This is a genomic window from Achromobacter spanius, from assembly GCF_003994415.1.
Lineage (GTDB): Bacteria > Pseudomonadota > Gammaproteobacteria > Burkholderiales > Burkholderiaceae_B > Achromobacter > Achromobacter spanius_C.
The window spans coordinates 1,923,710-1,950,167 of sequence record NZ_CP034689.1 but is presented as its reverse complement, the minus strand read 5'-3'; the positions used below and the strand labels follow the sequence as shown (position 1 = coordinate 1,950,167).

At 63.8% G+C, this 26,458-nt stretch carries 27 protein-coding genes and 1 tRNA gene; 14 read left to right on the top strand and 14 right to left on the bottom strand.

Going from position 1 to position 26,458, the window contains the following annotated elements:
- Nucleotides 1–11: 11 nt before the first annotated feature.
- Together egtB and ELS24_RS08860 are read left to right on the top strand one after the other, a co-directional pair.
- Nucleotides 12–1,328, top strand: coding sequence for an ergothioneine biosynthesis protein EgtB (egtB, locus tag ELS24_RS08865; protein WP_050445945.1), 1,317 nt, complete (start codon nucleotides 12–14; stop codon nucleotides 1,326–1,328).
- A 182-nt stretch (nucleotides 1,329–1,510) separates the two neighbouring features.
- Nucleotides 1,511–1,587, top strand: a tRNA-Met gene (locus tag ELS24_RS08860).
- Nucleotides 1,588–1,637: 50 nt separating this feature from the next.
- On the opposite strand, the gene ELS24_RS08855 is transcribed toward ELS24_RS08860, so the two are convergent.
- The 3 genes from ELS24_RS08855 to ELS24_RS08845 form a co-directional block, all read right to left on the bottom strand.
- Nucleotides 1,638–2,558, bottom strand: coding sequence for a hypothetical protein (locus tag ELS24_RS08855; protein WP_127183868.1), 921 nt, complete (start codon nucleotides 2,556–2,558; stop codon nucleotides 1,638–1,640).
- Nucleotides 2,559–2,765: 207 nt separating this feature from the next.
- A complete protein-coding gene (locus tag ELS24_RS08850; RefSeq protein ID WP_050445947.1) occupies nucleotides 2,766–2,957 on the bottom strand; it encodes a hypothetical protein in 192 nt (63 codons plus the stop codon).
- Between the two features lie 141 nt (nucleotides 2,958–3,098).
- On the bottom strand, nucleotides 3,099–3,350 hold the full coding sequence (locus ELS24_RS08845) for a hypothetical protein (protein ID WP_050445948.1): 252 nt from the start codon (nucleotides 3,348–3,350) through the stop codon (nucleotides 3,099–3,101).
- Between the two features lie 260 nt (nucleotides 3,351–3,610).
- Here ELS24_RS08845 and ELS24_RS08840 point away from each other — a divergent pair, with 260 nt between their 5' ends.
- On the top strand, nucleotides 3,611–3,802 hold the full coding sequence (locus ELS24_RS08840) for a hypothetical protein (protein ID WP_050445949.1): 192 nt from the start codon (nucleotides 3,611–3,613) through the stop codon (nucleotides 3,800–3,802).
- 32 nt (nucleotides 3,803–3,834) lie between these two features.
- On the opposite strand, the gene yddG is transcribed toward ELS24_RS08840, so the two are convergent.
- Nucleotides 3,835–4,740: an aromatic amino acid DMT transporter YddG gene (gene yddG, locus ELS24_RS08835; RefSeq protein WP_127183867.1), complete on the bottom strand. Its 906-nt coding sequence runs from the start codon at nucleotides 4,738–4,740 to the stop codon at nucleotides 3,835–3,837.
- A gap of 165 nt (nucleotides 4,741–4,905) precedes the next feature.
- Here yddG and ELS24_RS08830 point away from each other — a divergent pair, with 165 nt between their 5' ends.
- Nucleotides 4,906–5,160, top strand: a complete 255-nt coding sequence (locus ELS24_RS08830; protein WP_050445951.1) for a hypothetical protein — start codon at nucleotides 4,906–4,908, stop codon at nucleotides 5,158–5,160.
- 18 nt (nucleotides 5,161–5,178) lie between these two features.
- On the opposite strand, the gene ELS24_RS08825 is transcribed toward ELS24_RS08830, so the two are convergent.
- Entirely contained in the window at nucleotides 5,179–6,753 is a 1,575-nt protein-coding gene (locus ELS24_RS08825; RefSeq protein WP_127183866.1) for a sensor domain-containing diguanylate cyclase, read from the bottom strand.
- A gap of 261 nt (nucleotides 6,754–7,014) precedes the next feature.
- Here ELS24_RS08825 and ELS24_RS08820 point away from each other — a divergent pair, with 261 nt between their 5' ends.
- The gene (locus ELS24_RS08820; RefSeq protein WP_127183865.1) at nucleotides 7,015–8,892 is read left to right on the top strand and encodes a DUF4153 domain-containing protein; all 1,878 of its coding nucleotides are present in this window, start codon (nucleotides 7,015–7,017) and stop codon (nucleotides 8,890–8,892) included.
- 30 nt (nucleotides 8,893–8,922) lie between these two features.
- Here the strand turns inward: ELS24_RS08820 and ELS24_RS08815 are convergent, their stop codons facing one another.
- The 3 genes from ELS24_RS08815 to ELS24_RS08805 all read right to left on the bottom strand — a co-directional run bounded on the left by ELS24_RS08815 (nucleotide 8,923) and on the right by ELS24_RS08805 (nucleotide 11,457).
- Nucleotides 8,923–10,014 carry an AI-2E family transporter gene (locus ELS24_RS08815; RefSeq protein WP_127183864.1) on the bottom strand — a complete coding sequence of 364 codons (1,092 nt, stop codon included), beginning with the start codon at nucleotides 10,012–10,014 and terminating at the stop codon, nucleotides 8,923–8,925.
- A 67-nt stretch (nucleotides 10,015–10,081) separates the two neighbouring features.
- Nucleotides 10,082–10,786, bottom strand: coding sequence for a DUF3053 family protein (locus ELS24_RS08810; RefSeq protein ID WP_127183863.1), 705 nt, complete (start codon nucleotides 10,784–10,786; stop codon nucleotides 10,082–10,084).
- A 161-nt stretch (nucleotides 10,787–10,947) separates the two neighbouring features.
- Nucleotides 10,948–11,457 carry a GNAT family N-acetyltransferase gene (locus ELS24_RS08805; protein WP_127183862.1) on the bottom strand — a complete coding sequence of 170 codons (510 nt, stop codon included), beginning with the start codon at nucleotides 11,455–11,457 and terminating at the stop codon, nucleotides 10,948–10,950.
- Between the two features lie 118 nt (nucleotides 11,458–11,575).
- Between ELS24_RS08805 and ELS24_RS08800 the strand changes: the two genes are divergently transcribed.
- The 3 genes from ELS24_RS08800 (at nucleotide 11,576) to ELS24_RS08790 (ending at nucleotide 13,749) form a co-directional block, all read left to right on the top strand.
- Nucleotides 11,576–11,935 carry a hypothetical protein gene (locus ELS24_RS08800; protein ID WP_050446083.1) on the top strand — a complete coding sequence of 120 codons (360 nt, stop codon included), beginning with the start codon at nucleotides 11,576–11,578 and terminating at the stop codon, nucleotides 11,933–11,935.
- Nucleotides 11,936–12,663: 728 nt separating this feature from the next.
- The gene (locus tag ELS24_RS08795) at nucleotides 12,664–12,945 is read left to right on the top strand and encodes a hypothetical protein (RefSeq protein ID WP_050445959.1); all 282 of its coding nucleotides are present in this window, start codon (nucleotides 12,664–12,666) and stop codon (nucleotides 12,943–12,945) included.
- 111 nt (nucleotides 12,946–13,056) lie between these two features.
- Nucleotides 13,057–13,749 carry a cytochrome b/b6 domain-containing protein gene (locus tag ELS24_RS08790; RefSeq protein ID WP_050445961.1) on the top strand — a complete coding sequence of 231 codons (693 nt, stop codon included), beginning with the start codon at nucleotides 13,057–13,059 and terminating at the stop codon, nucleotides 13,747–13,749.
- Nucleotides 13,750–13,852: 103 nt separating this feature from the next.
- Here the strand turns inward: ELS24_RS08790 and ELS24_RS08785 are convergent, their stop codons facing one another.
- Nucleotides 13,853–14,311, bottom strand: a complete 459-nt coding sequence (locus ELS24_RS08785) for a c-type cytochrome (protein WP_050445962.1) — start codon at nucleotides 14,309–14,311, stop codon at nucleotides 13,853–13,855.
- Nucleotides 14,312–14,369: 58 nt separating this feature from the next.
- Complete coding sequence (purB, locus tag ELS24_RS08780; protein ID WP_050445963.1) at nucleotides 14,370–15,746, bottom strand: adenylosuccinate lyase; 1,377 nt, start codon at nucleotides 15,744–15,746, stop codon at nucleotides 14,370–14,372.
- A gap of 161 nt (nucleotides 15,747–15,907) precedes the next feature.
- Between purB and ELS24_RS08775 the strand changes: the two genes are divergently transcribed.
- The gene (locus tag ELS24_RS08775; RefSeq protein ID WP_050445964.1) at nucleotides 15,908–16,519 is read left to right on the top strand and encodes a glutathione S-transferase; all 612 of its coding nucleotides are present in this window, start codon (nucleotides 15,908–15,910) and stop codon (nucleotides 16,517–16,519) included.
- 117 nt (nucleotides 16,520–16,636) lie between these two features.
- Here the strand turns inward: ELS24_RS08775 and ELS24_RS08770 are convergent, their stop codons facing one another.
- The 3 genes from ELS24_RS08770 to ELS24_RS08760 all read right to left on the bottom strand — a co-directional run bounded on the left by ELS24_RS08770 (nucleotide 16,637) and on the right by ELS24_RS08760 (nucleotide 19,617).
- A complete protein-coding gene (locus tag ELS24_RS08770; RefSeq protein WP_050445965.1) occupies nucleotides 16,637–17,458 on the bottom strand; it encodes a sulfite exporter TauE/SafE family protein in 822 nt (273 codons plus the stop codon).
- A 106-nt stretch (nucleotides 17,459–17,564) separates the two neighbouring features.
- On the bottom strand, nucleotides 17,565–18,683 hold the full coding sequence (mnmA, locus tag ELS24_RS08765) for a tRNA 2-thiouridine(34) synthase MnmA (protein ID WP_050445966.1): 1,119 nt from the start codon (nucleotides 18,681–18,683) through the stop codon (nucleotides 17,565–17,567).
- Nucleotides 18,684–18,690: 7 nt separating this feature from the next.
- The gene (locus tag ELS24_RS08760) at nucleotides 18,691–19,617 is read right to left on the bottom strand and encodes a LysR substrate-binding domain-containing protein (RefSeq protein ID WP_127183861.1); all 927 of its coding nucleotides are present in this window, start codon (nucleotides 19,615–19,617) and stop codon (nucleotides 18,691–18,693) included.
- Between the two features lie 258 nt (nucleotides 19,618–19,875).
- Here ELS24_RS08760 and ELS24_RS08755 point away from each other — a divergent pair, with 258 nt between their 5' ends.
- The 5 genes from ELS24_RS08755 to ELS24_RS08735 all read left to right on the top strand — a co-directional run bounded on the left by ELS24_RS08755 (nucleotide 19,876) and on the right by ELS24_RS08735 (nucleotide 25,104).
- Nucleotides 19,876–20,865, top strand: a complete 990-nt coding sequence (locus ELS24_RS08755; RefSeq protein WP_050445970.1) for a Bug family tripartite tricarboxylate transporter substrate binding protein — start codon at nucleotides 19,876–19,878, stop codon at nucleotides 20,863–20,865.
- A 70-nt stretch (nucleotides 20,866–20,935) separates the two neighbouring features.
- Nucleotides 20,936–21,811 (top strand): N-formylglutamate amidohydrolase, encoded by an 876-nt coding sequence (locus ELS24_RS08750; protein ID WP_127183860.1) that lies wholly within the window; start codon nucleotides 20,936–20,938, stop codon nucleotides 21,809–21,811.
- A gap of 418 nt (nucleotides 21,812–22,229) precedes the next feature.
- Nucleotides 22,230–23,348 (top strand): Re/Si-specific NAD(P)(+) transhydrogenase subunit alpha, encoded by a 1,119-nt coding sequence (locus ELS24_RS08745; RefSeq protein ID WP_050445972.1) that lies wholly within the window; start codon nucleotides 22,230–22,232, stop codon nucleotides 23,346–23,348.
- A gap of 2 nt (nucleotides 23,349–23,350) precedes the next feature.
- On the top strand, nucleotides 23,351–23,668 hold the full coding sequence (locus tag ELS24_RS08740) for an NAD(P) transhydrogenase subunit alpha (protein WP_008164347.1): 318 nt from the start codon (nucleotides 23,351–23,353) through the stop codon (nucleotides 23,666–23,668).
- The gene (locus ELS24_RS08735) at nucleotides 23,665–25,104 is read left to right on the top strand and encodes an NAD(P)(+) transhydrogenase (Re/Si-specific) subunit beta (RefSeq protein WP_050445973.1); all 1,440 of its coding nucleotides are present in this window, start codon (nucleotides 23,665–23,667) and stop codon (nucleotides 25,102–25,104) included. Before ELS24_RS08740 ends, ELS24_RS08735 begins: the two co-directional genes overlap by 4 nt.
- Before the next feature lie 115 nt (nucleotides 25,105–25,219).
- On the opposite strand, the gene glcF is transcribed toward ELS24_RS08735, so the two are convergent.
- Nucleotides 25,220–26,455 carry a glycolate oxidase subunit GlcF gene (gene glcF / locus ELS24_RS08730; protein WP_127183859.1) on the bottom strand — a complete coding sequence of 412 codons (1,236 nt, stop codon included), beginning with the start codon at nucleotides 26,453–26,455 and terminating at the stop codon, nucleotides 25,220–25,222.
- Between the last annotated feature and the right edge of the window lie 3 nt (nucleotides 26,456–26,458).

Genomic DNA, 26,458 nt, shown 5'->3' with positions numbered 1-26,458 from the left:
GGAGGATCGCCATGGAACCTGCCTGCCTGCTGACTCACCCCGCCACCGGACCCTACGCTGGCGGGCAGGCCGGCCAGCACGATCGCTACGACGCCGTGCGTTCTACCAGCACGGCGCTTGCCGCGCCGCTAAGCCCGGAAGATTGCCAGGTGCAATCCATGCCGGACTGTAGCCCCGTCAAATGGCATCTGGCGCACACCACCTGGTTCTTCGAGACTTTTTTACTGACGCACTTCCACCCTGCCTATACCGCCTTCCACCCGCAGTACCGCATGCTGTTCAACTCGTACTACAACGCCATCGGCGCCAAGCATCCGCGCCCCCAGCGCGGCCTGCTGTCGCGGCCGACGCTTGCCGAGGTGCAGCAGTACCGCCAGCATGTGGACGCCGCCATGCACGACCTGATCTCGCGCTTAGGCGGAAACGACCCGGCCTTCGACGCCTTGCTGGAACTGGGCCTGAACCACGAGCAGCAACATCAGGAACTGATTCTTACCGATGTGAAGCACATGCTGTCCTTCAACCCGCTCAAGCCCGCCTACGTGGCGTCGGGCGCACCGGCGCTGCCGCCCGCAACGCCAGCCGGCTGGACCCGTTATGGCGGCGGCATCACACGCATCGGCCACGACGGCAAGGGCTTCGGCTTCGACAACGAAGGGCCCGCCCATGAAGTGTTGCTGGCGCCGTTTTATCTGGCCGACCGGCTTGTGACACAACACGAATTCCTGGCGTTCATCCAGGACGGCGGCTACAAGCGGCCCGAGCTGTGGTTGTCCGCCGGCTGGGACCGCGTTTGCGCCGAAGGTTGGCGCGCGCCGCTTTATTGGGAAGGTCAGCGCGACGACTGGCGCGTCTTCACGCTGCGCGGCATGCATGAACTGGAACTGCAGGCGCCAGTCACCCATGTGAGCTACTTCGAAGCCGACGCCTACGCACGCTGGGCGCGCGTACGCCTGCCGCGCGAAGCGGAATGGGAACATGCGGCCCGGCAACTGGCGGACCCCGCCTTCCCTGGCCGCGCCAACATGCTTGAAAACGGGCACCTGGATCCGCGCCCGGCGCCCGCGCGCAACGGCTCGGGCGGCCCCGTCCAACTATTCGGCGACACCTGGGAATGGACGTCCAGTGCCTACGACGCCTATCCAGGCTACAAGCCTGATGCTGGCGCCGTCGGCGAATACAACGGCAAGTTCATGTGCAACCAGTACGTACTGCGGGGCGGCTCATGCGCCACGCCGCGCGATCACGTCCGCGCGAGCTATCGCAATTTCTTCCCACCCGAAGCCCGCTGGCAGTTTTCGGGAATCCGCCTGGCTCGGGACGTGTGAATCACTTCCTGTTTTTTTGCAGCAAGCCCGCTTGCAAACAAAAAAAGTTTCATGCTAGAATTTCGTTCTTCGTTGATCAGCGCTACTGAATAAAGCAGCGGAATAAAGCTAAAAACTGAAAAGTTAATAGCTGAAAAACCAAAGCTATAGGCAGAGGCAGCACTGAATGACGAACAAGGATTGGCGCATTAGCTCAGCCGGTTAGAGCGACGGAATCATAATCCGCAGGTCCCCTGTTCGAATCAGGGATGCGCCACCAAGATTTAGAAAGGCCCTCACTTCGGTGAGGGCCTTTTGCGTTGCGCGCGCCTACAGCGTGCGCAGGGTATCGCGGCGTTTGCCACCCCAGGTTGCGGCCAGGCTTGCGACGAACGCGCCGATCAGCATGGATGCAAACCCCCACAGCGCGAACGCGGCGGCGGCTTTGCGGGCCTGATCGGCCGCTTCCTTGGCTGTTTGCTTGGCCTCTTCGGCCGCCTTCTTGGCGTTGGCGATGGTCTGCTCAACGCGGCGCTGCGCAACGGCGGGATCCTGGCCGGTTTGCGCGGCCACCACCTTGGTCACGTAGTCGCGGTCTTCGGGCGTCATCTCTCCGCGCGCCAGGCTCATGGCGACGATGCGGCCGACTTCCGCGCGGGCCGCGCCACGGTCGCCCGCCGCCTCGGGCCGATCCGAGCGCAGCAAGGTATCGGTGAAGTAGTCGGTGGCGCGGTCCATGCCGCCGCCACTGGCGCCCGCCGCCCCGGCCGCCGCCGTTGCCATGATTGCCGTGCTGGCGCCTGCCGCCACCGAAGCCCCCGCTTTCGCCGCACCGGACGCCAGCGTTGCCAGCGCGGAACCCAGCAGCGCCGCGCTAACGACAGCACTCAAGGCCCACACTAAAAAGCCATGCGCGGTATCGCGGAAATAGATCTCGTCCGAATGCACATCCACCCACTTCGTGCGCAAACGCCCGGCCACGTAGCCACCGATGCCGTAGGAAATGATCTGCGTGAACAACATCCACGCAATGATGCCGATGCCGACGGCAGGCGCCGACATCCCCTCATCGCCCCACGGTGAAACCGATAGAAAGCCCAGGCCGGTTCCCCCCGCAAACAACGCCAGCGAGAGCGCCGCCGCGATCACGGCGCCAGCAAACACCGCCGCCCAAGACACCGCCGATATGGCGGACTCGCGCGGCGGAATGGCGCCGCCGTGGGCCAGGCTTGAAGATGATGCGTTTTCCATGGTGATTCCTTGTTCATTGTTTTGTGACGTCGGCGGGCGCAATACCGAAGGGGCAATCCCGAACGGCACCGCAACCCCAAGCCCGGCGTCAATGCCAGAAAAGCGCCAGCAGGATGATGATGGGAATGGGCACGCCGAGCAGCCACAACAGAATGGAACGCATGTGACAGTCTCCTTTTAAGGTTTTCGAACCACGCAAACCGGCAATCAAGCCAGATCTATCGTTCCCGGCAAACGGGGATCCGGCGCCGGCGGCGTCGGATCAACAAGCGGCGGGTCGTCGGGCGGTTGATTGGGGTCCGGCAGCGGATCATCGGGCGGCAGATTGCCGGGCAATGACGGATCGTCCGGCGGCAGATCGTCCGGCAGGCCGGGCTCTCGATGCGGGATTTGGGACATGGCTTGTTCTCCTCTGGCGGCGCCAAGCGCGCCGCCACCGCTACAGCAATTGCCGTGCCCACCCAAGCCCCGGCCTGGCCGCGCCCAGCAAAAAGCCCTCTTGCGAGGGCTTGTTCGTAAAACGCGGGCGACCGGGCAGGGTCAGGGCTTGAGCTTGCCGTCTTTGGCCACCACCAAGCCATTTTTTTCACCGGCGCCCAGAAATTCCACGACGGCGGCCTTGCCCGCAGCCGATGCTTCATCCTGGCTGCCGTAGCGCTTTTCAGAATAATTGGTGCTGTGCACATTGCCGCTTTCGGGATCAAGCAAGGTAATGATCCACGCAAACTCTCCCGGCAAGAGTTGCCTGACTTGAAGGGTGGCACGCGTGCCGGGGCGCAATTTCTGCGTCATGTTTCGGATTTTCCGTGGAGATATGCGCCCATCGTAGCGCAATCGGACTTGCCTTAAACGCGCTTTCGCACGCTGTTTGAAATGTTGCGCGCGCACATGGATTCATGCTGCAAGGCGCGCGGCAAAAACACCACACCGCCACATTTGTGCCAGGAAAACCCTAGGGACAACTCTGCGAATACAGGCGCACAATCAGTACACACATCTAGACCGCGCAACGCGGCGCCGAATCCCTTTAATCAGGCGAGGACGGAGACAACATGACTTACGTAGCAGTGGTAATCAGCTGTTTGATGGTTATGGGTATCGTCGGATTGGTGATTCAAACGATTCGAAGCGCGGGGCCAGAGCCCTGGCTGAAGATATCGGCGGCGATTGTCAGTTCAACCTTTGCGTCGCTGTTATTGATTCCGCTGGGCTATGCGGTCGCGCAGTCCATGCTGATCGACTGATAGTTCTGCCCCAGCGTTTTAGCCGCCCCGGGCTAATCGCCCCGGGCGGATTTGGTTCTTGTGGCCACCCAACACAGCAAGGAACCGGCGGTGACCATGGCCACGCCTTGCCAGAATGAAGCCGTCAAGCGGGTAGATAGCCATATGGCGGCAAAGAAGGTGGAAAGCACCGGGGTGAAATAGGACGCCGTCGCCAGCAAAGTCAGGTTGCCCTTCAGTAGGCCCACGTTCCACAGCGCATAACCGGCTGCCATCGCACCGCTGGTCAGGCATAGCTCCAGCGTGGCCGGGCCGGTAAACGTCAATGGCGGTTCAGCGCTGAAAAAGTACTTTGCCCACAATGCCGCCGCGGTCAGCATGAAAAATAAAGCCACGCCGTTTTTTCCATCGGCGAATCGCTTGGTCACATTGCAATATACGGCCCAGATAATGGCGCCGCCGAATGCCAATCCGTAGCTGAGAGGATTACTGGATATGTTTGCGACGGTGCGTTCCCAGGACAGGCCCGATCCGCCCACGACCCAGGCAATGCCGCATACCGACAGCGCTATTCCCGGCAACACCCAGGCGTTGGCGCGCTGGCCGTTGAACACGATGGCCAACAACACAGTCAGGCAGGGCCACAGGTAATTGACGATGCCCAGCTCGATGGCCTGCTCCCGGTCGATGGCAAAGCCCAGCGACAGCGACAGACAGATTTCGTAAGTGACAAACAGCAGGCTGCCCACCATGAGATAACGACGCGGGAAACTCCGCAACGCCGGAAACCCGAGCAGACACACAAGGAATACCGAACCTACCGTATAAATGAGCGCGGCGCCGCCGATGGCGCCAAAACTCTCGCTGATGCCGCGAATCAGTCCAACGACCGTGCCCCAAAGCAGGATCGCCAGCAGACCGCAGAGAGTGGCCGCATGCCGGCCGGAAAAAGATCGCATGAACGTGTTCGCTTATTGGCTTGATGCCCGCCCTGGCGCGGCAACAGGCGGGCAGTGTAGCGAAAACCTATCGTTATCGTAGTGACCAGCCTTGGTATCGAGGCGTCCGCGCAGGGAAACGCGACAGACCCACTGAAACATCAATCAAGAGGGAGTATCAGCCGCATGGCCATTTCCATACGTAGATTGAGCGATGTGCTTGCCAGCACGGAATCGGGCAGGTTGTACCGGATAGAGGTTTTCTTGCAGGCGAACGACCGGGGTCCGTCCAGCCCTGTGCCGCTGGCGGACTCCCGCTACATTCTCAGAACGTCGGACGGAGAAGGCGTGATCGCCCTGGGCGAACGGCGATATCGCTTGACCTCTGGCGAGGTCCTGACGGCGCTTGCGCCTCAGCAAGCACCGCAGCCCGATACGTGAACACGGTAGTACGCGCCATCACACGTCCGACGCCACCCGCCGCTTGCCTTCCGCCTTGGCCTTGTACAGCGCGACGTCGGCGCGCTCCAGCAATTGCAGCATCGTGATGCCAGAGTCGGGATACACGGCAATGCCGACACTTGCCGATACGGCCACGCGAATTCCTGGATAGGGTAGCGACAGGCTGTCCACCAAGGCCTCGGCCACCGGCTGCGCCTGCGCTTGGCCCACGCCCATCAACAGCACGGCGAATTCGTCGCCCCCCAAGCGGGCCGCGACGTCAGACACGCGGATGGCCCGCGCCATCCTGTCCGCGGCTTCCTTCAGCACGGTGTCGCCCGCGGCATGACCATGCAGATCGTTGACCGCCTTGAATCCGTCCAGATCAATGGCAAGGATGGCGAAGGAATCGCCACTGCGCTGCGCCATGGACAGTTCGCGCAGGACAAGTTCTCCGAACAGCACGCGGTTGCACAAACCGGTCAAGGGATCGTAGTGCGCCAGGTGCTGGGCATGCGCCAGCATGCGCGACGCCTGCAACAACGCGGTGCCCACTTCTTCGGCCTCTTTGACGCTGGTGCCGGCCAGCTCAACGGTGCGCCCTTCACCGAGCGCCAGCGCCGGCCCCACCAGCCCTTGCACCGCCGAGGTCAGCCGGTTGGCCAGGCGCAAGGCCAGCCACAGGCCCAGGCCGAACGCAATCAAGGTGCCCAGCGCCACCCAGCCGATGGAGCGGTACAGGTTCGTCGTCACCAGGCTGATGGGCGCCCCGGCGGCAACCGTCCACCCTGACAACGCCGAGCGGCTGAATGCCGTATAGACGGGCGTGCCCTCTTTGGTGACCGATTCAAAAGCGCCTTCGCTTTCGCGCTGTATCGCCTGCACCAAGGAAGGCACGGCCTTTTGCCCGACAAACCGTGAGCTGTCGCCGGTGCGGGCGATGATGGTGCCGGATTCGTCCAGCACAGCCGCCACCCAGCCTTCCGGCAAGGCGTGCCGGCCCAGCGCGCTGCCGATGCGGTCCGGAGACAAGCCCACATTCAAGCTGTAGATGACGCTATCGCCGCGCACCACGGGCACGCCCATGGCAATGGTCGGCCGTTTGGTGACCCCGCCCATGAACAAGCCCGTCAGCACTGGCTGCCGTGTAATGAACACTTGGCGCAGGGCTTGTGGCGCACCGCTGCGCGGCAACGCTGATCCATAGGGCACCAAGGTGTTGATGATCTGACGCCCTTCCCCATCAGTGAGGACATAGCTGTCCACGATCTGGAAGCGCACGGAATCCCGGGCGCGCTGATGGAAGCTGGCCAGATCGCCGCTCAGCAGGTCTGGCGACGATGCCAGCATCTGAACCCCGGCTTCAACTCCAGTAAGCTCGCGGTCAAGCACAGAGGTCAGGTTGCGTGCCAGGAAAACCGTGTCGCGGAAAATCCGATCTTTCTGGACAACGTAGCTTTCGTACACCGCGATCGACGCCACGACCAGCGCGGGAGAAATACAGGCGAACACCAGGATGAGCAAACCGGTCCGCATGGAATACCGGTGTTGAGGACGCGCCCTCACGCCAGGCAGGCTTTCGCCGTCAGCCATCGCTTTCCCCCTTGGACCCATGCGCCTCCCGATACGTCCTGCCCCGGTGATGCCTCCGGGCGGGATGAAATTCAGAAATTATTGCAGAACCCCGCAACCGCACAATCCATGCACAGACGCCTTTTGCAGGCGCTATCGCGCCTTTCGGCGGGCTGTATCGCGTCCCCAATTTACTCCGAAATCAGCGGCCGGACGACAATTTCATCGCACGCGCCTCGCCGCCGAAACGCACGAAGACGCCAAATTGCTACTATCCGCGGCATGAAGAATCCGTCCCTGAAAAAAACCGTCGCCGGACCGTTGGATGCGGCCGACAGGACCGTGCTGATCTATGGCGCCATCGCCGCCCTGCTTGGCGTATGCCTGCACGAACTGATGGCGCATCGAGCGTGGCCTTGGGGCAGACCCTTTGCCCTGTACTTCCTGCTGCAGTGGCTGGCGTTGACGCCGCTTGCCGGCGCCCTGCTGTCGGGCATGCAAAGCACCCGGCGCTGGCTGGCCGCGCTGTTCATTTATGGCCTGCTGCTGCCGGCCGCCACGGCCTATGGCCTGACGGCGGCCTATGGCGCGCTGCCCAACGAACGCGGAGGATGGCTAAGCCGCGGCGATGCCGCGATGCCATTGCTGTTGACCGGCATCGCCGGATTTGTGCTGCTGCCGCTGGTGCAGGCGCTGAACACACGCCGGGCACAGTGGAATTACCCCGCCGTGTTCCGTGCGGCGTGGCGCAACACCGTCCATCTTGGCCTGAGCCTGTGCCTGGCGTCGTGCGTCTGCCTGTTGCTGGCGGCGGCGGGCGCCATGTTCGACATGATTGGAATCCGGCTTGTCCGCAGGCTTGTTGAAGACGCGACATTCCGCCTTGCCGTCTGGCCGATAATCCTGGCCGCCTGCCTCGTCGGCGTGCGCCGCCGCCCCGCGCTGACGGACACGCTGCAGCGATCCTGGCTGACGTTGAACGCTTGGCTGCTGCCGCTGGTCACGCTGGTGGGCTTGGCCTTCACCGTTGCATTGGCGGCGCGGCTGGCGTTGGACTTGCAGGCGGTGCAGTTATCCGCGGGCGCGTTGATTGCGTTTTCGCTGGTATGGATCAAGCTGATCAACGCCGCCTGGCAAGACAGCCCGAATGCCGCCCCGTTCGGCCCGCGCCTGCGTCGGGCCCTGCGCTGGGCAATGGTGTGCCTGTTGCCCCTGGCGGCCGTCGCGCTGTACGGCGCGGTGGTCCGTGTGGATCAGTACGGCTGGACAGTGCTGCGCGCCTGGGGCGTGGGCAGCGGCGTGGTACTGGTGCTGTATGGCGCCGGCTATGCCTGGGCGGCCTTGCGGCCCAGGCATGACCATGCAGCGCTGGCGGCCACCAATCTGGCCGCCGCCTTCGCCATACTGGCGCTGCTGTTGGCGTTCAACACGCCGCTTGCCAACCCCATGCGGCTGACCGCTGAAAGCCAGTTTCAACGCCTGGTCGACGGGCGCAAAGACCCCCAGGATTTCAGTTTTTACGCCATGGGAAAAGACTACGGACGATGGGGGCAAGACGCGCTGCGGCGCCTGGCCGATGGCGCCGCCAATGCGCGGGATCCCCGGATTGCCGTGGCCGCGGCTGAAACCCTGAAGGGCAGCTATTTCAACTGGGACGAGTCGCGGAACGACGCAGCGGATCCGCCGCCCGTCAGCCCGCCGCCGCTGGCAAGCACGCCTGCCGGACATGACGTTCCCGTGGCATGGTGGCGCCTTCTGCGGGCCGAATTTCCCAATGAGGCACGGGGGTGCGCCATATCGGCAGATGCGCAGGCGGACGCGCCGACAGACCCGCCAGCCGATGCAGCACCGCCGACGCAACGCTGCCAGGTGATCTTCGCTGACCTGACAGGCGACGACCAGGACGAACTCATCCTGTACGTGGCGCCGCAACGCAGTGGCGCACACCGAACGCGTGAATGGTTCATTGCGTTTACGCCGGCCGCCGGCGGCCAATGGCGCCACCTGGGCTATCTGCGCGCAGAAAGTTTCCAGCAGCCCATGGACGACATGACGGGCGTGGACGACATCGGGGAAGCCTTGCGGCAAGGGCTGGTGCGGACGCAGCCGCGCACTGAACGCGATCTGGTCATCGGCGACCAGTTGCTGCGCCTGCGCTGATCCAGCGCAGGCGCGCAGACCCCGGCATCGTTATTTGCGCGACACTGGGGGCGCTTCCTTCTGTTCGATCATGCCGTCGGAAGTCTGCGAGAAAAGATCCCAGCTCGCCATGAACAGCGCGGCGATCAGCGGCCCGATCACAAAGCCGTTCAGGCCGAATAGCGCCATGCCGCCCAGCGTGGAAATCAGAATCACGTAGTCGGGCATCTTGGTGTCCTTGCCCACCAGGATCGGGCGCAGCACGTTGTCGACCATGCCGATGACCAGCACGCCAAACGCGATCAGCACCGCGCCCTTGACCACGGCGCCCGTCAGCAGGAAGTAGACCGCGACAGGCACCCAGATCAGGCCGGCCCCCACGGCAGGCAGCAGCGACAGGAAGCCCATGATCACGCCCCACAACAGCGCCCCCTGGATCGACAAGATCGAAAAGATGATGCCGCCCAGTGCACCCTGCACCGCCGCCACCGCGACGTTGCCCTTCACGGTGGCCCGCACAACGGTGGTGAACTTGCGAAACAGATGTTGCTTGTGCCCATCGCTCAAGGGCATCGCGCGCTTGATACGAGCCGACAGCTCGGGCCCGTCACGCAGCAGGAAAAACAGCAGATACAGCATGATGCCGAAGCTGATCATGAACTGGAACGTGTCTTGCCCGATGCTTAAGGCCTGCGTCGCCAGGAACTGACTGGCCTGCATCGCCCCCGCGCTGAGCTTTTCCTGAAGGCTGGGAATGTCGGCCAGGTCGAACCGCGCCAGCACATCATGCACCGACGGCGGCAAGGCCGCCATCGCCTGCTGAAAATACAGACCGAAATTCAGTTCGCCCGACTTGATGCTTTGGTACAGGTTTGCACCTTCGCGCACCAGCGATCCACTAATCAGCACCAACGGCAGAATGACCAGCAGCAATACCCCCAGCAAGGTGATCAGCGCGGCCAGATTACGCCGCCCCCCCATGCGCTTGGCCAGTCGGCGCTGCAAGGGTCCAAAGATGATGGCAAGAATGGCGCCCCAGAAAACCGCGCCATAGAAAGGCCACAAAAGCCAGCCGAACGCGATGGAGACCACCACGAGCAGGAGCAGAAAGGTTCTGAAGTGCAAGCTGGAGGATTGGCTCATATTTCGTTCCAGGCACGGCAAACGCCGCGAGACCCGCATTGTACTTAGCCTGTTCGCGCGCGCCGGTTCAGGCTCCACCACCCGCGGCAAGCAGGATGGTCTGTCGCGCTTGTGCAAGCTCGTCCGCCTGTGCATTCAGGCCCTGCAAGCGCAGATTCAATTCGTGTTGCAGCGTGGGCGTGGCGACACGCGTCTGACCGTCAACCAACTGTATTTCTTCGGCATTGGCCGACACCAGGTCCGCGATACCCAGGGCATCGCGTGCAACCGAGTCCATGCTTGAGGCTGCCCGCATGAGTTCAAGGGCGGGCCCGGAGACAGATTCGTCATACACGCCATCGTAGACAGGCGCCAGATCAGCCGGCAATTGCAGTTCTGCCCGCGCCTTGTCCGCTGTTTCACGCGCCTCCTGCAGCTTGGCCGCGCTTTCCGCGAGCGTTTTGCGCGCGGCTTCAAAACCGGACTTGCGCTCGACGATGTCACCCACCGAACGAATCGTCTCAAGCGCCAGCACGTCGCGCATCGCACGGGCCGACTCGGCCATTTCCTGCTGGAAATCGGTAATGACTTCGTAGGCATCGGCGTAGTCGCCCAGCGCCTCTTTTTCGACCTTGCTCAACGCGGCAATCGGCAGCAGCACATTGCTGTTCATCCGCGCTTGCAGCAACTGGATGAATGCCGCGCGCTCTTGCGGTTCTTTGTTGACGCAGGCCGTCACGAACAGCATCGAAGCCATCGCCAGCCCCGTCAGGCTGGCTCGCCACAGTGACATGCGTATCCTCCAGCGGGTTGATGAACCGGTTGGCGCCCGCCCCCGTCAATAGCGGACGCCAGTGCGCAGATTATCCCGAAGCGTCCGAGTAGGACCGCCCTCGGGCGGATTTTGTTGCGATCGAAGCGAGTTGACACAGGGCGGGTCTTGTTTCGCCTTGTTCAAGGCGGCAGCGGATACCTCATGGCGCAGCGCCGCCGCGGGTCAAAGCCCGCGTCGGCCTCCGCCTGGACGCGCCGCTGTAGGCCGGGCGAATACGGCGGCGCGAACTCGCGGAAACCGAGCCGTCGGTAAAACGGCCCATTCCAGGGCAATTCGCGATCTGTGGTCAGGACGACGGCCCCGTAGCGCCCAGCCGCCCGCGCGTGGCCCAGCACCGCCTGCATCAAGCCTCGACCCAAGCCCCGCCCCTGCGAGGGCAAGGCCACCGACATTTCAACCAGGAACAGATCCCCATCCATGGGCTGAGCCAGCGCAAAACCGCATACCTGCCCGTCATCACGCAGCGCCACCCACAGCAGGCCGGCGGCGTGGGCCGCAACCAGGTCCGCCAACGGCAGCGGGTCCCCGTCGGCGGCCCACGCCATCGGGGTGCCGTGAAAGCGTTGCGCGGCGGAGCGTTCGACATCGGCCAGGCAGGCCAGGTCGCAAGGTTGGGCGGGTCGGATCATCAGGGTCGAAAGTATGCCCTATGGCATGCCCGATTTCGAATGGGCTTCGCCCTTATTCCCATCCTTTAAAATGCCGGATTCCGGCCCCGGCCGCTCGCAACCCCACACGGCTTTGCCCATGACTCAACACGCCACTTCCGCCCCCTGGGGATTCACCCAGCCTGATTGCCGCGGCGCGGCCGCCCTGCTGTTCTTCATGAACGACCTGGCGCGCGTTGTGAATCAATACCTGGGACAGGGCCAATTGTCGGACGAGGCCCTGGCCGACGCTCAAAAGGCGGTTGACGCCTTGCTTGCGCGCTACGTCGAGATTGAAGCCGCGCCGGATGCGTTCAATGATGAACACATTGGTCTGGCGCTGGAAACCGAGCGCCAGCCGGACGGATCCATGGGCGCGCAGGTGGCATTGCGGATGTCCCCCCAACTCGAAGGCCTGATCATCGAGGCCCAGCGCCAAGCCCGCTCGGCAGAGCACTAAGCAGAACGGCGGCCTTGCCACCTGCTTATAAAAAACACTTGCGGCCGCTTTTCGTTTGCGATACTATCGACAGCTAATATTTTCTGCGCCCCCATATTTCCCAGAATAAATAGGCCGGAAACATTCAAAAAGTTGATCCAAAAAGCTGGCTTGATTCTGGTGAACCGGATTCACCGCGCCACAACAAGCGCGCTACCCCAGCAGCCTGCCAACTACCCGGAATTTCGATCCGGTTTGCGAAAACCCATAACGCGAAAACGCAAATCGTCGGCCCTCCGCCTGGAAAGCACGGCAACAGCCAAGCACCTCTTCACCATCCCGCCAGTCCGGTTTGGAATGAAGTTTAAAAACGAGCAACAAAACACGTTGCAGCCCAAGTCGTAACCACGACGGCAGCCGCACAGAAACCGCCAGAGCCAACCCACTCTGAGCGACCCCTCGGGCCTGAAGGCCGCCTGCTACCGCACGCACGCCACTTAAGCCCGAACCGATACCGTCCTGGACTGACTGATGGCATCGGCTGCACCACCCCGTTACGCGCGCACGCAAAAAACATGAGAATGCGCAAACTGACGGCAACACTTATGCGTTAGTGTCATGCTTGGCCTGTCTGAAAAACCCGGTGACAGGCAACCGCGAGGACGCGAGGCGCTTTTGGTACGTCCGCCCTTCGCAGCATGCGCAACACGCAGCTTTTCTAATAACTAGAACTTAAGAGAACACACACCATGAATACTCGTTTCACCACCTCGGACCTGATCCGCCGCCCCGCTCACACGACGCTGGACAACACCCCGATCCATATCGGCGACATCGTTCATCTGCAACCGGCCAACGGCCCGGCCATCCGTGCAACGGTCATTTTCAACGCGCCGATCAACGGCACGACCACCTACACGACGGAAGTCGTGGCTTGCGGCAATACCTCGCAGAAGGCCCCCGGCCAGCGGATCCGTTTCCGCCACGAACATGTGCATCGCATCGAATCGGTGCGCAACGCTTCGTACTGAGCCCATCGGCGCCTGGCGCCGATTTCGCTTGAAGCCTCGCCGCGCCTGGTGCGCGGCGATTTCATTTTGACGTGATAAAGTCGCTCGCAACGCAGCCTTGGCCATCTCACCATGCAGAACAACCGACTCGCGGTACGCATCTGGGACCTTCCCACCCGACTCTTTCACTGGGCACTTGTCGTCTGTATCGTCGGCGCGTTCGTCAGCGTCAAGCTGGGCGGCCTGTATATGGACTGGCACGTGCGCTTTGGCTGTACGGCGTTGGGGCTGATCATCTTCCGCCTCTTGTGGGGCATCGTCGGCCCGCGCTACGCCCGCTTCGCGACCTTCGTGCGCGGCCCGGGCGCGGTGGCCAAATACCTCAAGGGCGCCGCCGCGCCCGCCGGCCACAATCCGCTGGGCGCACTGTCGGTATTGGCGCTGCTGCTGGCCGTCGGTTTTCAAGCCGTCAGCGGCCTGTTCACCACCGACGACATCATGACGCAAGGACCGCTGTTCGGTTATGTCAGCGCGGCCACCTCCGGGGCGCTGACCTCGTGGCACAAGCTGAACGAATGGGTCATCATCGCCCTGATCGCACTGCACCTTCTGGCAGTCGCCTGGTACGCCCTGGTGCGCCGCAAGCGCCTGGTGCGGGCCATCATCACGGGCGATGTCGACGCCAAGGACCTGCCCGCCGGCACCCCGCCCGCGCAGGACGGCATCGCCGTGTGGTTGCGCGCCCTGCTGCTGGGCGCCTGCGTAACGGGCCTGGTGTTGTGGATACGGTCAATCGAAGTCGTCGCCGACATGTCTTTTTCGTAATCCGCCACGCACCGATACGGCAGGCCAAGAACAAAAAAGCCCTTCGAACCATCGAAGGGCTTTTACGTGGCAAGTATCAATGCCGCCCGCGGACGGCAGGACCTTACTTCTTCTTGCGGTAGGAGTCGTGACAGGACTTGCAGCTGGCGCCCACGTCGCCGAAGGCAGCCCGCAGCTTGTCGAGATCGCCGGAATCAGCGGCGGCCGACAGCTTCACGATATTGTCCTGGAAGGCTTGCTGCTTTTGCTTGAAGCCCGCGGCATCGCTCCAGATTTCGGGGCGCGCGTCGCCGCCTTCCGTACCCGGCCCGAAAGCCGCCCAGGGCAGCGCCGACAAGGTCTTCAAGACCTCGACGTTGGCCTTGATCTGCGCAGCATCGTACGGCGCCTGCCCCTTGACCACCGGCGCCATGCGACCAAAGTGCGAGGCCATCAGCGTCAGTGCCGACTGGCGGTACTTGACGGCGTCTTCAGGCTTGGCGAACTGCGCCGAGGCGGTCGTCGCGAGCAACGGCGCCACGGTCATACAGGCCAACGCGGCAAGCGTGGACAACTTTTGCATTGCAATCTCCCGTAAGTGCAACAAGAATGCCGCGCGCATGACGCGCGCGGCATGGCGACTATACCGCCCGGGCCAGCTTCGCGGCCAGCCCGATGTATGACCGAGGTGTCATTGCCAACAGGCGCGCCTTGGGCTCTTCCGGCAGCGCCAGACCCTGGATGAACTCGCGCAGGGCTTCTTCGGTGATGCCCTTGCCGCGGGTCAAGGCCTTGAGTTGCTCGTAGGGCTGCGGCAGGCCGTAGCGGCGCATCACGGTTTGCACCGGTTCTGCTAGCACTTCCCAGCAAGCGTCGATGTCGGCATCGATAGCGGCCGTGTTCACTTCCAGCTTGCCCAGGCCGCGCATGCAGGCATCCCACGCTACCAGGCAATAGCCCAGACCCACGCCCAGGTTGCGCAGCACGGTGGAGTCGGTCAGGTCACGCTGCCAGCGGGAGATCGGCAGCTTGTCGGCCAGGTGGCGCAGCACGGCGTTGGCCAGGCCCAGGTTGCCTTCGGAGTTTTCGAAGTCGATCGGGTTGACCTTGTGCGGCATGGTCGACGAACCGACCTCGCCTTCCTTCAGGCGCTGTTTGAAGTAGCCCAGCGCCACGTAGCCCCAGATGTCGCGGTCCAGGTCGAGCACGATGATGTTGGCGCGCGTGATGGCGTCAAACAGGGCCGACATCCAGTCATGCGGTTCGATCTGGATGGTGTGGCGGTTCTGGGTCAGGCCCAGGCCAGCCAGCACGCGCTGGCTGAAGGCGGGCCAATCGATTTCCGGGTAAGCCGACAGGTGGGCGTTGTAGTTGCCGGTGGCGCCATTCAGCTTGGCCAGCGGCTCAACGGCCTCGACGGCGGCAATGGCGCGGTTCAGGCGCGCGGCCACGTTGGCGAATTCCTTGCCCAGCGTGGTGGGACTGGCCGGCTGGCCGTGCGTGCGCGACAGCATCGGCTGGTCAGCCTGGGCTACCGCCATGTCGTTCAGCTTGGCAGCCAATTCGCGCAGGCGCGGCACCACGACCTGATCACGAGCGCGCGACAGCATCAGTGCGTGCGAAGTGTTGTTGATGTCTTCGGACGTGCAGGCGAAGTGGATGAATTCGGCGGCGCGGGCCAGCTCGGCATCATCAGCCACTTTTTCCTTCAACCAGTATTCGACAGCCTTCACATCATGGTTGGTAACGCGCTCGATATCCTTGATGCGACCGGCATCGGATTCCGAGAAATCCTGCACCAACTGCTGCAGACGCTGGCGGGCGGCCGGGGAAAAGCTGGGCAGCTCAGGCAGGCCGGCGTCGGACAGGGCGACCAGCCAGGCCACCTCGACTTCCACGCGGTGCGCCATGAAGCCGGCTTCGGACAGCAGACCGCGCAGCGCGTCGCTCCGGGAAGCGTAACGGCCATCCAATGGCGAAAGGGCATTAAGTTGGCTTAACTGATCGGCGATTTGCATGGTCTGGGGAAGAAATGGCTACGGATGGGAAAACCCGGCGATTTTATCATCCGAGGGCGCGCAACATTGTGGCAAACTGGCGAAGATTCCGGCCCGCGGACGGCGCGACCGTCATACGGCCTGCTATACTTCGGCCGCTTTTCGACTCCGCTTGTGACTCCATGAAACTGATCGGCTCGCTAACCAGTCCATACGTACGCAAAGTGCGTATCGTCATGGCCGAGAAAAAGCTGGACTACCGGCTTGAACTCGAAAACGTCTGGTCCGCCGACACGCAGATCCAAACGTACAACCCGCTGGGCAAGGTTCCGTGCCTGGTCATGGAAGATGGCGGCGCGCTGTTTGATTCGCGCGTCATCGTCGAGTACGTGGACACCTTGTCGCCCGTTGCCCGCCTGATTCCGCAGCAGGGGCGCGATCGTGCCGCCGTCAAATGCTGGGAGGCCATCGCCGATGGCGTCCTGGACGCCTGTGTGGCCATCGTCAAGGAAAACCAGCGCCCCGAGGCGCAGCGCAGCCCGGAATGGATCGAACGCCAATACGGCAAGATCCACGCCAGCCTGGACGCCATGAACAAAAGCCTGGGCGACAACGCCCATTGCATGGGCATCAACTACAGCCTGGCCGACATTGCCGTCGGTTGCGCGCTGGGCTACCTGGACCTGCGCTTTGCCGCGTTGGACTGGCGCACCAACCACCTGAACCTGGCCCGCTTGCACGACAAACTGGCGCAGCGGCAGTCGTTCATCGACACCCTGCCCCAAACCGCGTAAAGCGCGCCTGCCTGTCCATCGGGCATGGGCACTTGACGACCGGCCGCCATGCGCGGCCGGTTTGCATTGCGGCAGCGGCATAGCAAGCCGCCGCCGACCACCAGCCCCTATTCGCCCCTATTGCCCCGCAAAGGTCTGCCAAGCCTTGAACAGCATGTACGCCGCCAAAGCGAACAACAGGCACGCGAACACCCGCTTCAAGGTCTGCACCGGCAGGCGGTGCGCCATCCGTGCGCCCAGCGGTGCGGTCAGCACGCTGGTGCACACCAACGCCAGCAAGGCCGGCCAATAGATATAGCCCAGCATGCCAGGACGCGATGCGCCCTCATTCAGGCCCGACACCACATAGCCCACGCTGTTGGCCAGCGCAATGGGAAAGCCCAGCGCAGCCGACGTCGACACCGCGTTGTGCAGGGCCACGTTGCACCAGACCATGAAAGGCACCGACAGGAATCCGCCGCCCGCGCCCACCAGCCCCGACAGGAAACCGATACCCGCCCCCGCCGCGCTGGTGCCCACCACCCCCGGCATCTGGCGAGCCGGCTTGGGTTTCTTGTTGCGCAGCATGCTCCAGCCTGAATAGCCCACGAACAGCGCGAAGAACAGGGACAGCCACAAAGTGTTAAGGGCGGCGAACACCGCGCCGCCCGACACCAGGCCGCCAATGATGATGCCCGGCGCCATGGCCCATACGATGTTCCATTTGATCGTGCCGCGCTGCTGATGGGCCCGCACGCTGGAAATCGACGTGAACAGGATGGACGTCATCGACGTGGCGATGGCTGCGTGCACCACAAGCTCGGGCGGCATGCCCTGCCAAGAGAACAACATTGTCAACAGCGGCACCAGCAGCATCCCACCGCCGATTCCCAGCAGCCCCGCCGCGAAGCCGGCCAACGCGCCCAGCACCAGCAGGCAAATCACCATCGAAACATCCACAACCCTCTCCTCTCGTTTTGAATTCTTAGGTTCATGAACAAGGCCCCGCGGGCGTCGCACCCACGGGGCCCTGCTTGATCGCATGCGCGCCGATTCGAGGCGCGCGCTACAGAATGATGCCGCCGCCCAGGCAAACGTCGCCATCGTAAAGCACGGCCGACTGGCCAGGCGTCACGGCCCACTGGGGCTCGGCGAAATCCAGGGCGAAGGTGTCGCCATCAGCCTTGTCCAGACGGCAGGCCGCATCCGCCTGGCGGTAGCGCGTCTTGGCGCCATAGCCCGCGATCTCGGGCGGATGGCCCGCCACCCAACTGGCGTCCTGCGCCTGCAATTGGCTGGACAGCAGCCAGGGGTGATCATGCCCTTGCACCACGTACAGGATATTGCGCTCCAGGTCCTTGCGCGCCACATACCAGGCTTCGGCCGTGCCGTCTTCGCGCTGGCGCCCCTTCACGCCGCCCACGCCCAGGCCCTTGCGCTGACCCAAGGTGTAAAACGACAGGCCTTCGTGGCGCCCCACCTGCTGGCCTTCCGGCGTCAGGATAGGACCCGGCTCGGTAGGCAGGTAGCGGTTCAGAAATTCGCGAAACGGACGCTCGCCAATGAAGCAGATACCGGTGGAATCCTTCTTGGCGGCATTGTGCAGACCGATCTCGTGCGCAATGCGCCGCACTTCGGTCTTGTGGATCTCGCCCAGCGGGAACAGCGTGCGCGACAACTGGGCCTGGTTCAGGCGATGCAGGAAATAGCTTTGGTCCTTGGAGGCGTCCAGCGCCTTGAGCAACTGGAATTGCGTGCCGCCGCCCGCCGCCGGCACTTCGCGCACCCGCGCGTAGTGGCCCGTGGCGATGTGCTCGGCGCCCAGCGCCATGGCGTGGTCAAGGAACGCCTTGAACTTGATCTCGGCATTGCACAGCACGTCGGGGTTGGGCGTGCGGCCGGCCGAATATTCGCGCAGGAATTCCGCGAAAACGCGGTCTTTGTATTCGGCGGCAAAGTTGACGAATTCGAACTCCACGCCAACCAGGTCGGCAACGCTGGCGGCGTCCAACAGATCTTGGCGGGTTGAGCAGTATTCGGAATCGTCGTCATCTTCCCAGTTCTTCATGAACAGACCGACGACGTCATAGCCTTGTTGCTTGAGCAACCAGGCGGTGACCGAAGAATCGACCCCGCCCGACATGCCCACGACCACGCGGCCTTTCTTGGTGGATATTTGACTCATGATACGGCTATTTTAGTTCGGACACGGCGTCTTCCCGGGGCTGCGGCTCGGCCGCCCGGGAGACTTCCATCAACCAGGCGCGAAACGCCTGCAAGGTGGGCAGGTTGGCTTTCTGCTCGGGATAGCACAGGTAATAGCCCATGCGCGCGCGGATCGGCAGCTTCATGGCCACGGCCAGCTTGCCGTCGCGCAGTTCGTCTTCAATCAGGCAACGCGGGATCAGCGCCACGCCGAAACCGGCGGCGGCCGCCTGAGACAGCAGCGCGTATTGGTCAAAGCGCGCCCCTTCCAGGCTGCGCCGGCTATCGCAGCCGGCCTGCTCGAACCAATCGCGCCAGCCTTCCAGCGCCGACGTATGGTGCAGCAGCGGATAGGCCAGCAAGGCTTCGGGCGAGGGGCAGCCGCCCGGGATCAGGCGGGGGCTGCACACCGGCACGATGTCGCGGCCCACGATGTAGTCGGCGCCACTGCCTGGCCACAGGCCTTCGCCAAAGCGCACGGCGGCATCCAGCTCTGGCGTGGAAAAATCATAGCCCTGGCGGTGCGGCAGAAACTCCACATGGATGTCCGGGCGCAGCCGCATGAAGGCGGTCAGGCGCGGAATCAGCCAGCGGGCGCCGAACGTGGGCATACAGGTCAGGTTGAGCGTGCCGCCCTGCCCCTGGTGCGCAATCAGTTCAACGGTGGCGGCTTCGATCTGGCCCAGGCCCGCCTGCACCTTGGTCAGATAACTGCGGCCCGCCTCGGTCAACACCAGGCCTTGCCTGATGCGCAGGAATAGTTCGACGCCGACGAACTCTTCCAGATGTTTCACCTGTTTACTGACCGCGCCCTGGGTGACACACAATTCCTGCGCCGCGCGTGTGAAGCTGCTGTGCCGCGCCGCGACTTCAAACGCCTGCAAATCGGTTAATGAGGGACAGAAACGTCGCATTTAATGCCCCCACACAGCGTGGGGCTCCCGCCCCAACGGGGCTTGATCGGGGATGCCATCCCCTGCCTTCGAGGTGACGCCGCGCGACGGAAAAGTTACACAAAAGTAACGCCCGATCCGTGTCGGCAAACAAGAGGCATGAAAAAAAGTCATAGCTTACGGAGAAACTTTCGTTTGCGCAAACCGCCCCGCCAGGAAAGAATCATTGCGTTTGCGTCTGCCTTTGCGCATCCGCTTTCCAATTTATTAGGGGAATCCATGCAACGCCGTAACGTAGTACTGGGCCTGTGTGTCGCTGCCGCGACCCTGGCCACGCCGCTGACCTCGGGTATCGCGCACGCTGAAGACGCGTATCCCAGCAAGCCCATCCGCCTGATCGTTCCCTTCCCGCCCGGCGGCACCACCGACATCGTCGGTCGCCTGTTCGCGGACAAGCTGGGCAAGGAACTGGGCCAGACCGTGGTGGTCGAAAACCGCGGCGGCGCCGGCGGCTCGATCGGCAGCGCCTTCGTCGCCAGCAGCGCGCCGGACGGCTACGTCCTGGGCATCGCCACCGTCAGCACCCACGGCATCAACCCGGCCATCTACCCGAACCTGCCGTTCGATGGCGAGAAGGACTTCACGCCCATCTCGAACCTGGCTGCCGTGCCGAACATCATGACGATCAACCCCAAGGTGAAGGCCAAGAACATCGCCGAACTGATCACGCTGGCCAAGAGCGAGCCGGGCAAACTGACGTATGCGTCGGCCGGCAATGGTTCGGTCTCGCACATGATGGGCGAACTGTTCAAGATGGCCTCGGGCACCGACCTGATGCACGTGCCCTACCGTGGCGTGGGCCCGGCGCTGAATGACGCGCTGGCCGGCCAGGTCGACGTCATGTATGACAACCTGCCGTCCTCCCTGCCGCATGTGCAATCCGGCCGCCTGATCGCCATGGCCGTCGCCGCGCCCAAGCGCGTGGCTGCCTTGCCTGATGTGCCCACGTTCGCCGAAGCCGGCCTGCCGGCCGTGAACGACTCGTCGTGGTTTGGCCTGGTTGCCCCGGCCAAGCTGCCGGAGCCCATCCTGGCCAAGCTGAACGCCGCCGTGCAGAAGGTCAGCGCGGAAGCCGACGTCAAGTCGCGCCTGGAAGCGCTGGGCGCCGCGCCAGCCGCCAACAGCCCGGCAGACTTCAGCAAGCAGATCGCCGCCGAAATCGCCAAGAACAAGCGCATCGCCAAAGAAGCCAACGTGAAGATCGACTAAGCGGTCTTCGGCCCCCGCCGCGCCGTCTTCGGCCGCGGGGGCCTCCGATTCACGAACGCAGTACCTCTATATGCGAATTACCCAACCCCTGTCTTACCGGCTCGACCTTCCGCAGCAATATCCGGATTCGGACTCCTCGGCCCCGCTTGTGCTGGACTCTCCGCACAGCGGCACCGCCTACCCTCCGGACTTCGCCGCCGCGGTGGACTTTGGCGCGCTGCGCACTGCCGAGGACACCTGGGTTGACGACCTGTGGGGCGATGCGCTTGATCTGGGCGTACCGATGGTGGCCGCCGCGTTCCCGCGCGCCTACATCGACGCCAACCGCGCACCCGACGAGATCGACGAATTGCTGCTGGACGAAGCCTGGCCCGACGCCATCAATGCGTCGCCCAAGGTGAAGCTGGGCAAGGGCCTGATCTGGCGCATGCTGGATGACGGCACGCCCTTGTACAAGCGCAAGCTGACGGTGGAAGAAGTGCGCCACCGCATCAACGCCTGCTGGAAGCCGTACCACGCCGCGCTCGGCCAGGTGCTGGATGCCGCCCACAAAAAGTTCGGCAAGGTCTGGCACATCAACTGCCACTCCATGCCCAGCGTGGCCGGCGCCTTCGCCACCGATCGCCCCGGCCTGGTCCACCCCGACTTCGTGCTGGGTGATCGCGACGGTAGCACCAGCGATCCGGCCTTCCGTGAATTCATCGCGGCCTGGCTGCGTGAACGCGGCTACAACGTGACCGTGAACGACCCCTACAAGGGCGTGGAACTGGTGCGCGCCTTTGGCCGCCCCGAAGAAGGCCGCCACAGCCTGCAGATCGAAATCAACCGCAAGTTGTACATGGACGAAGTCACGCTGCGTCCCACCGAAAACTATGGCCGCCTGAAGGCCGATCTGCGCGACCTGACCGCCGCGCTGATCAACTGGACTCGCGCGCAAACGGCCTGACGCCGGACGTTTACGCGCAAGTGCCGGCCAGCGGCGTGGTAAGACTGGCCGGAGCAAGTGGGCTGCAAAGCCCAAGCCCCATGGTTCGCCATGGGGCTTTTTTTCGCCCTATAAAAGCCCTCAACCAAAAGAACTAACCGCCCCTGCCGCCCAAGACGCGCGCAAGCAACGAACGCGCCAGCGGGAGGCCGGCGGCCCGCCGCCGGGCCGCTCCCAAGGCGGGCCAGCCCCCTCGGGGGCAGCAAGCGAATGCAATGAGCGCGGCGTGGGGGCACACTCCCTCGTGGCGCAACGGCCCGCCGCCGGGCCGCCCCAAGGCGGGCCAGCCCCCTCGGGGGCAGCGCGCGAATGCAATGAGCGCGCGTGGGGGCAACATTAGCGTGTATAACTACGGCGAACCTTCTGAGGAGAGGCGTCGATGCACATCGGGATACCAAAAGAGACCCGAGACGGGGAAACCCGTGTCGCAGCAACACCGGAGACCGTCAAGAAGTACGTAGGCGGCAAACACACCGTTGTCGTGGAGCGTGGGGCAGGCGACGCCGCCCGCTATCCGGACGACGCCTATGAGGCCGCGGGCGCCACGCTCGGTTCCACCCAGGATGCCCTGGGCGCGGAACTTGTCCTGAAGGTTCGCGCCCCCTCCCCCACCGAATTGCCCCAGATGAAGCCGGGCGCCGTCGTCATCGGCATGCTCGACCCATTCGACGCCGAAGGCATTGAACACATGGCCGCCGCGGGGTTGACCGGCTTTGCCCTGGAAGCCGCGCCACGCATCACGCGCGCGCAAAGCCTGGACGTGCTGTCTTCGCAGGCCAACCTGGCCGGCTACAAGGCCGTGCTGCTGGCCGCCCACCACTACGGCAGGCTGATTCCCATGATGATGACCGCCGCCGGCACACTGAAGGCCGCGCGGGCCGTCGTGCTGGGCACGGGCGTGGCCGGCTTGCAGGCTATTGCCACGGCCAAGCGGCTGGGTGCGGTGGTCGAAGCGTCCGACGTACGCCCCGCCGCGCGCGAACAGGTGGAGTCGCTGGGCGCCAAGTTCATCGACGTGCCTTTTGAAACCGACGAGGAACGCGAAATTGCCGAAGGCAAGGGCGGCTACGCGCGCGCCATGCCTCCCGGCTGGATGGCGCGTCAGGCGGCGCTCGTGTCCGAACGCTGCAAGCAGGCCGACATCGTCATCACCACCGCGCTGATCCCCGGCCGCCCCGCCCCGACCCTGGTGTCCGCCGACACCGTTGCCGCCATGCGGCCCGGCTCGGTACTGGTCGACCTGGCTGTCGAGCGCGGCGGCAATTGCCCGCTGTCCGAAAAAGGCCAGATCGTTGAAAAACACGGCGTGACGATCATCGGCCTGACCAACCTGCCGGGCCTGGTCGCCACCGACGCGTCCGCGCTCTATGCGCGCAACGTCATGGACTTCCTGAAGCTCATCATCAATGCGGACGGCGCGCTGGCGATCCAGCGCGACGATGAAATCGTGGCGGCCTGCCTGGTATGCGAAGGCGGCAATGTGACGCGGAGGACTTGAACATGGAAGCGATCAACCCCACCCTGATGAACCTCATCATCTTCGTGTTGGCCATCTATGTTGGCTACCACGTCGTCTGGAATGTCACGCCCGCCCTGCACACGCCGCTGATGGCGGTCACCAACGCCATCTCGGCCATCATCATCGTGGGCGCCATGCTGGCGGCCGCGCTGACCGAAGGCGGGCTGGCGCGCGGCATGGGCGTGTTCGCGGTGGCGCTTGCGGCGGTGAACGTATTCGGCGGCTTTCTCGTCACGCGGCGCATGCTGGAAATGTTCAAGAAAAAAGATCGCAAGCCGGGCAAGGAGGACGCGAAATGATCTCGCTGAATCTGGTCACCCTGCTTTATCTGATTGCTTCGATCTGCTTCATCCAGGCGCTCAAGGGCCTGTCGCACCCGACCACGTCGCGGCTGGGCAACGCCTTCGGCATGGCCGGCATGGCGATCGCGGTGCTGACCACGGCGGCGCTCATCATCGGCCTGGCGCGCGAGGGCACCGCCACCATCGGCCTGGGCTGGGTCGTGCTGGGCCTGTTGGTGGGCGGCTCCATCGGCACCTTGATGGCGCGCCGCGTCGAGATGACAAAGATGCCCGAACTGGTCGCCTTCATGCACAGCATGATCGGCCTGGCGGCGGTGGCCATCGCAGTGGCGGTGGTGGCCGAACCGCATGCGTTCGGCATCGTGCCGGCCGGCATGCTGATTCCCACCGGCAACCGCTTCGAGCTCTTCATCGGCACGTTCGTGGGCGCCATCACGTTCTCGGGCTCGGTCATCGCGTTTGGCAAGCTGTCGGGCAAGTACAAGTTCCGGCTGTTCCAAGGCGCGCCCGTCGTCTTTTCCGGCCAGCACATGCTGAACCTGGCGTTGGCGTTGGTGATGCTGGGCTGCGGCGTGTGGTTCATGCTGACGCAGGAATGGACGCCCTTCATCATCATGACGCTGATCGCCTTCGTGCTGGGCGTGCTGATCATCATTCCGATCGGCGGCGCGGACATGCCGGTGGTGGTGTCGATGCTGAACAGCTATTCGGGTTGGGCGGCGGCCGGCATCGGCTTTTCGCTCAACAACCCGATGCTGATCATCGCCGGTTCGCTGGTGGGGTCGTCCGGCGCCATCCTGTCCTACATCATGTGCAAGGCGATGAACCGCTCGTTCTTCAATGTGATTCTGGGCGGCTTCGGTGGGCAGGCGGGCGGCGCGGCGGATGCGGGCGCGGCGCAGCAACGCAGCGTCAAGTCGGGCAGCGCGGATGATGCGGCCTTCCTCATGAGCAACGCCGAAAGCGTCACCATCGTGCCGGGCTACGGCCTGGCCGTGGCGCGCGCGCAGCACGCGCTGAAGGAATTGGCCACCAAGCTCACCGAGCGCGGCGTGACGGTCAAGTACGCCATCCACCCCGTTGCCGGCCGCATGCCGGGCCACATGAACGTGCTGCTGGCCGAGGCCGAAGTGCCCTACGACCAGGTCTTCGAAATGGAAGACATCAACAGCGAGTTCGCGCAGACCGACGTGGTGCTGGTGCTGGGGGCCAACGACGTGGTCAACCCCGCCGCCAAGAACGACCCCAAGTCGCCCATTGCCGGCATGCCCATTCTTGAGGCCTACAAGGCACGCACCGTAATCGTGAACAAGCGCTCCATGGCCTCGGGATACGCCGGCCTGGATAACGAGTTGTTCTACATGGACCGCACGATGATGGTGTTCGGCGATGCGAAGAAGGTGCTGGAAGACATGGTGAAAGCGGTCGAATAGAGCGCCTGCCACGCATCGAGCATTGTTCACCGTCCACGAACGCCTGAGCCCGGGCGTTCGTGGCAGGCGGCCCAGCACTTCCCCGCAAGGCTTGTCCCGCCCACAAGGTCTCGCCTTATCCCGCAGCCGCCTGGCGCAGCTGCTCGTCCACCACTTCCACCCAATGCCGCACCGGCGTGTCGGTGCCGCTTTGCAGATGGCCGATGCAGCCGATGTTGGCCGACAGAATCACATCCGGCCCGCCCGCCGCGATGGCGCTCAGCTTGCGGTCGCGCAGTTCCAGGGCAATCTCCGGGTTCAACACCGAGTACGCCCCCGCCGATCCGCAGCACAGATGCTTGTCGGCGAATGGCTGCAAATCAAAGCCCAAGTCCACCAATAGCTGCTCGGACAAGGGCCGCAAGCCCTGCCAATGTTGCAGCGTGCACGGCGGATGAAAGGCGGCGCGCACGCCATCAGGCAAGCGCGCACGCAGTTGCGCGGCATGCGGCGCCACGATTTCGGCCACGTCCTTGACCAGCGCAACGATATCCGCCGCCTTCTGCGCGTAGGCGGGATCATGCTTCAGGTGATGCGCGTATTCCTTCACCATCGCGCCGCAACCGGACGCATTCATGACGATGGCTTCGACCGCGCCGTCTTGCACCAGCGGCCACCAGGCGTCGATGTTGCCGCGCATCTGCGCCAGCGCCGCCTCTTGCGCATCCAGATGGAAGCTGACCGCGCCGCAGCACCCCGCGCCCGGCGCAATGCGCGCACCGATACCCACGGCGTCCAGCACCCGGATGGTGGCGGCGTCAATCGTGGGCATCATGGCCGGCTGCACGCAACCTGCCAGCATCAGCACTTGCCGCGCGTGCCCCGCAACCTGGGGCAGCACGCCCGCGTCGCGGCGCTCGGGCACCTTGCGCTTGAGCGCATCGGGCAACAGTCCACGCATCGCCTGCCCCACCCGCATCGCGGGCGCGAACAGCGGCGACAACATCGCCCGGCGCAGCAGATTGCGCTTGGTCCTGTCCGCCCAGGAACGCGGCACACGCTCGTCAACGATCTTGCGGCCGATATCGATCAAGTGACCGTACTCCACACCCGACGGGCAAGTGGTTTCGCAATTGCGGCAGGTCAGGCAGCGGTCCAGATGCCGTTGCGTGGATTGCGTGGGCGGCGCGCCCTCCAGCACCTGCTTGATCAGATAAATGCGACCGCGCGGGCTGTCGAGCTCATCGCCCAGCACCTGATACGTGGGACAGGTGGCCGTGCAGAAACCACAATGCACGCACCGACGCAGAATGGCGTCGGCCTCGTTGCCCAAGTCGGTGTCGCGGGCCCAGGATGCCAGGTTGGTTTGCATGAC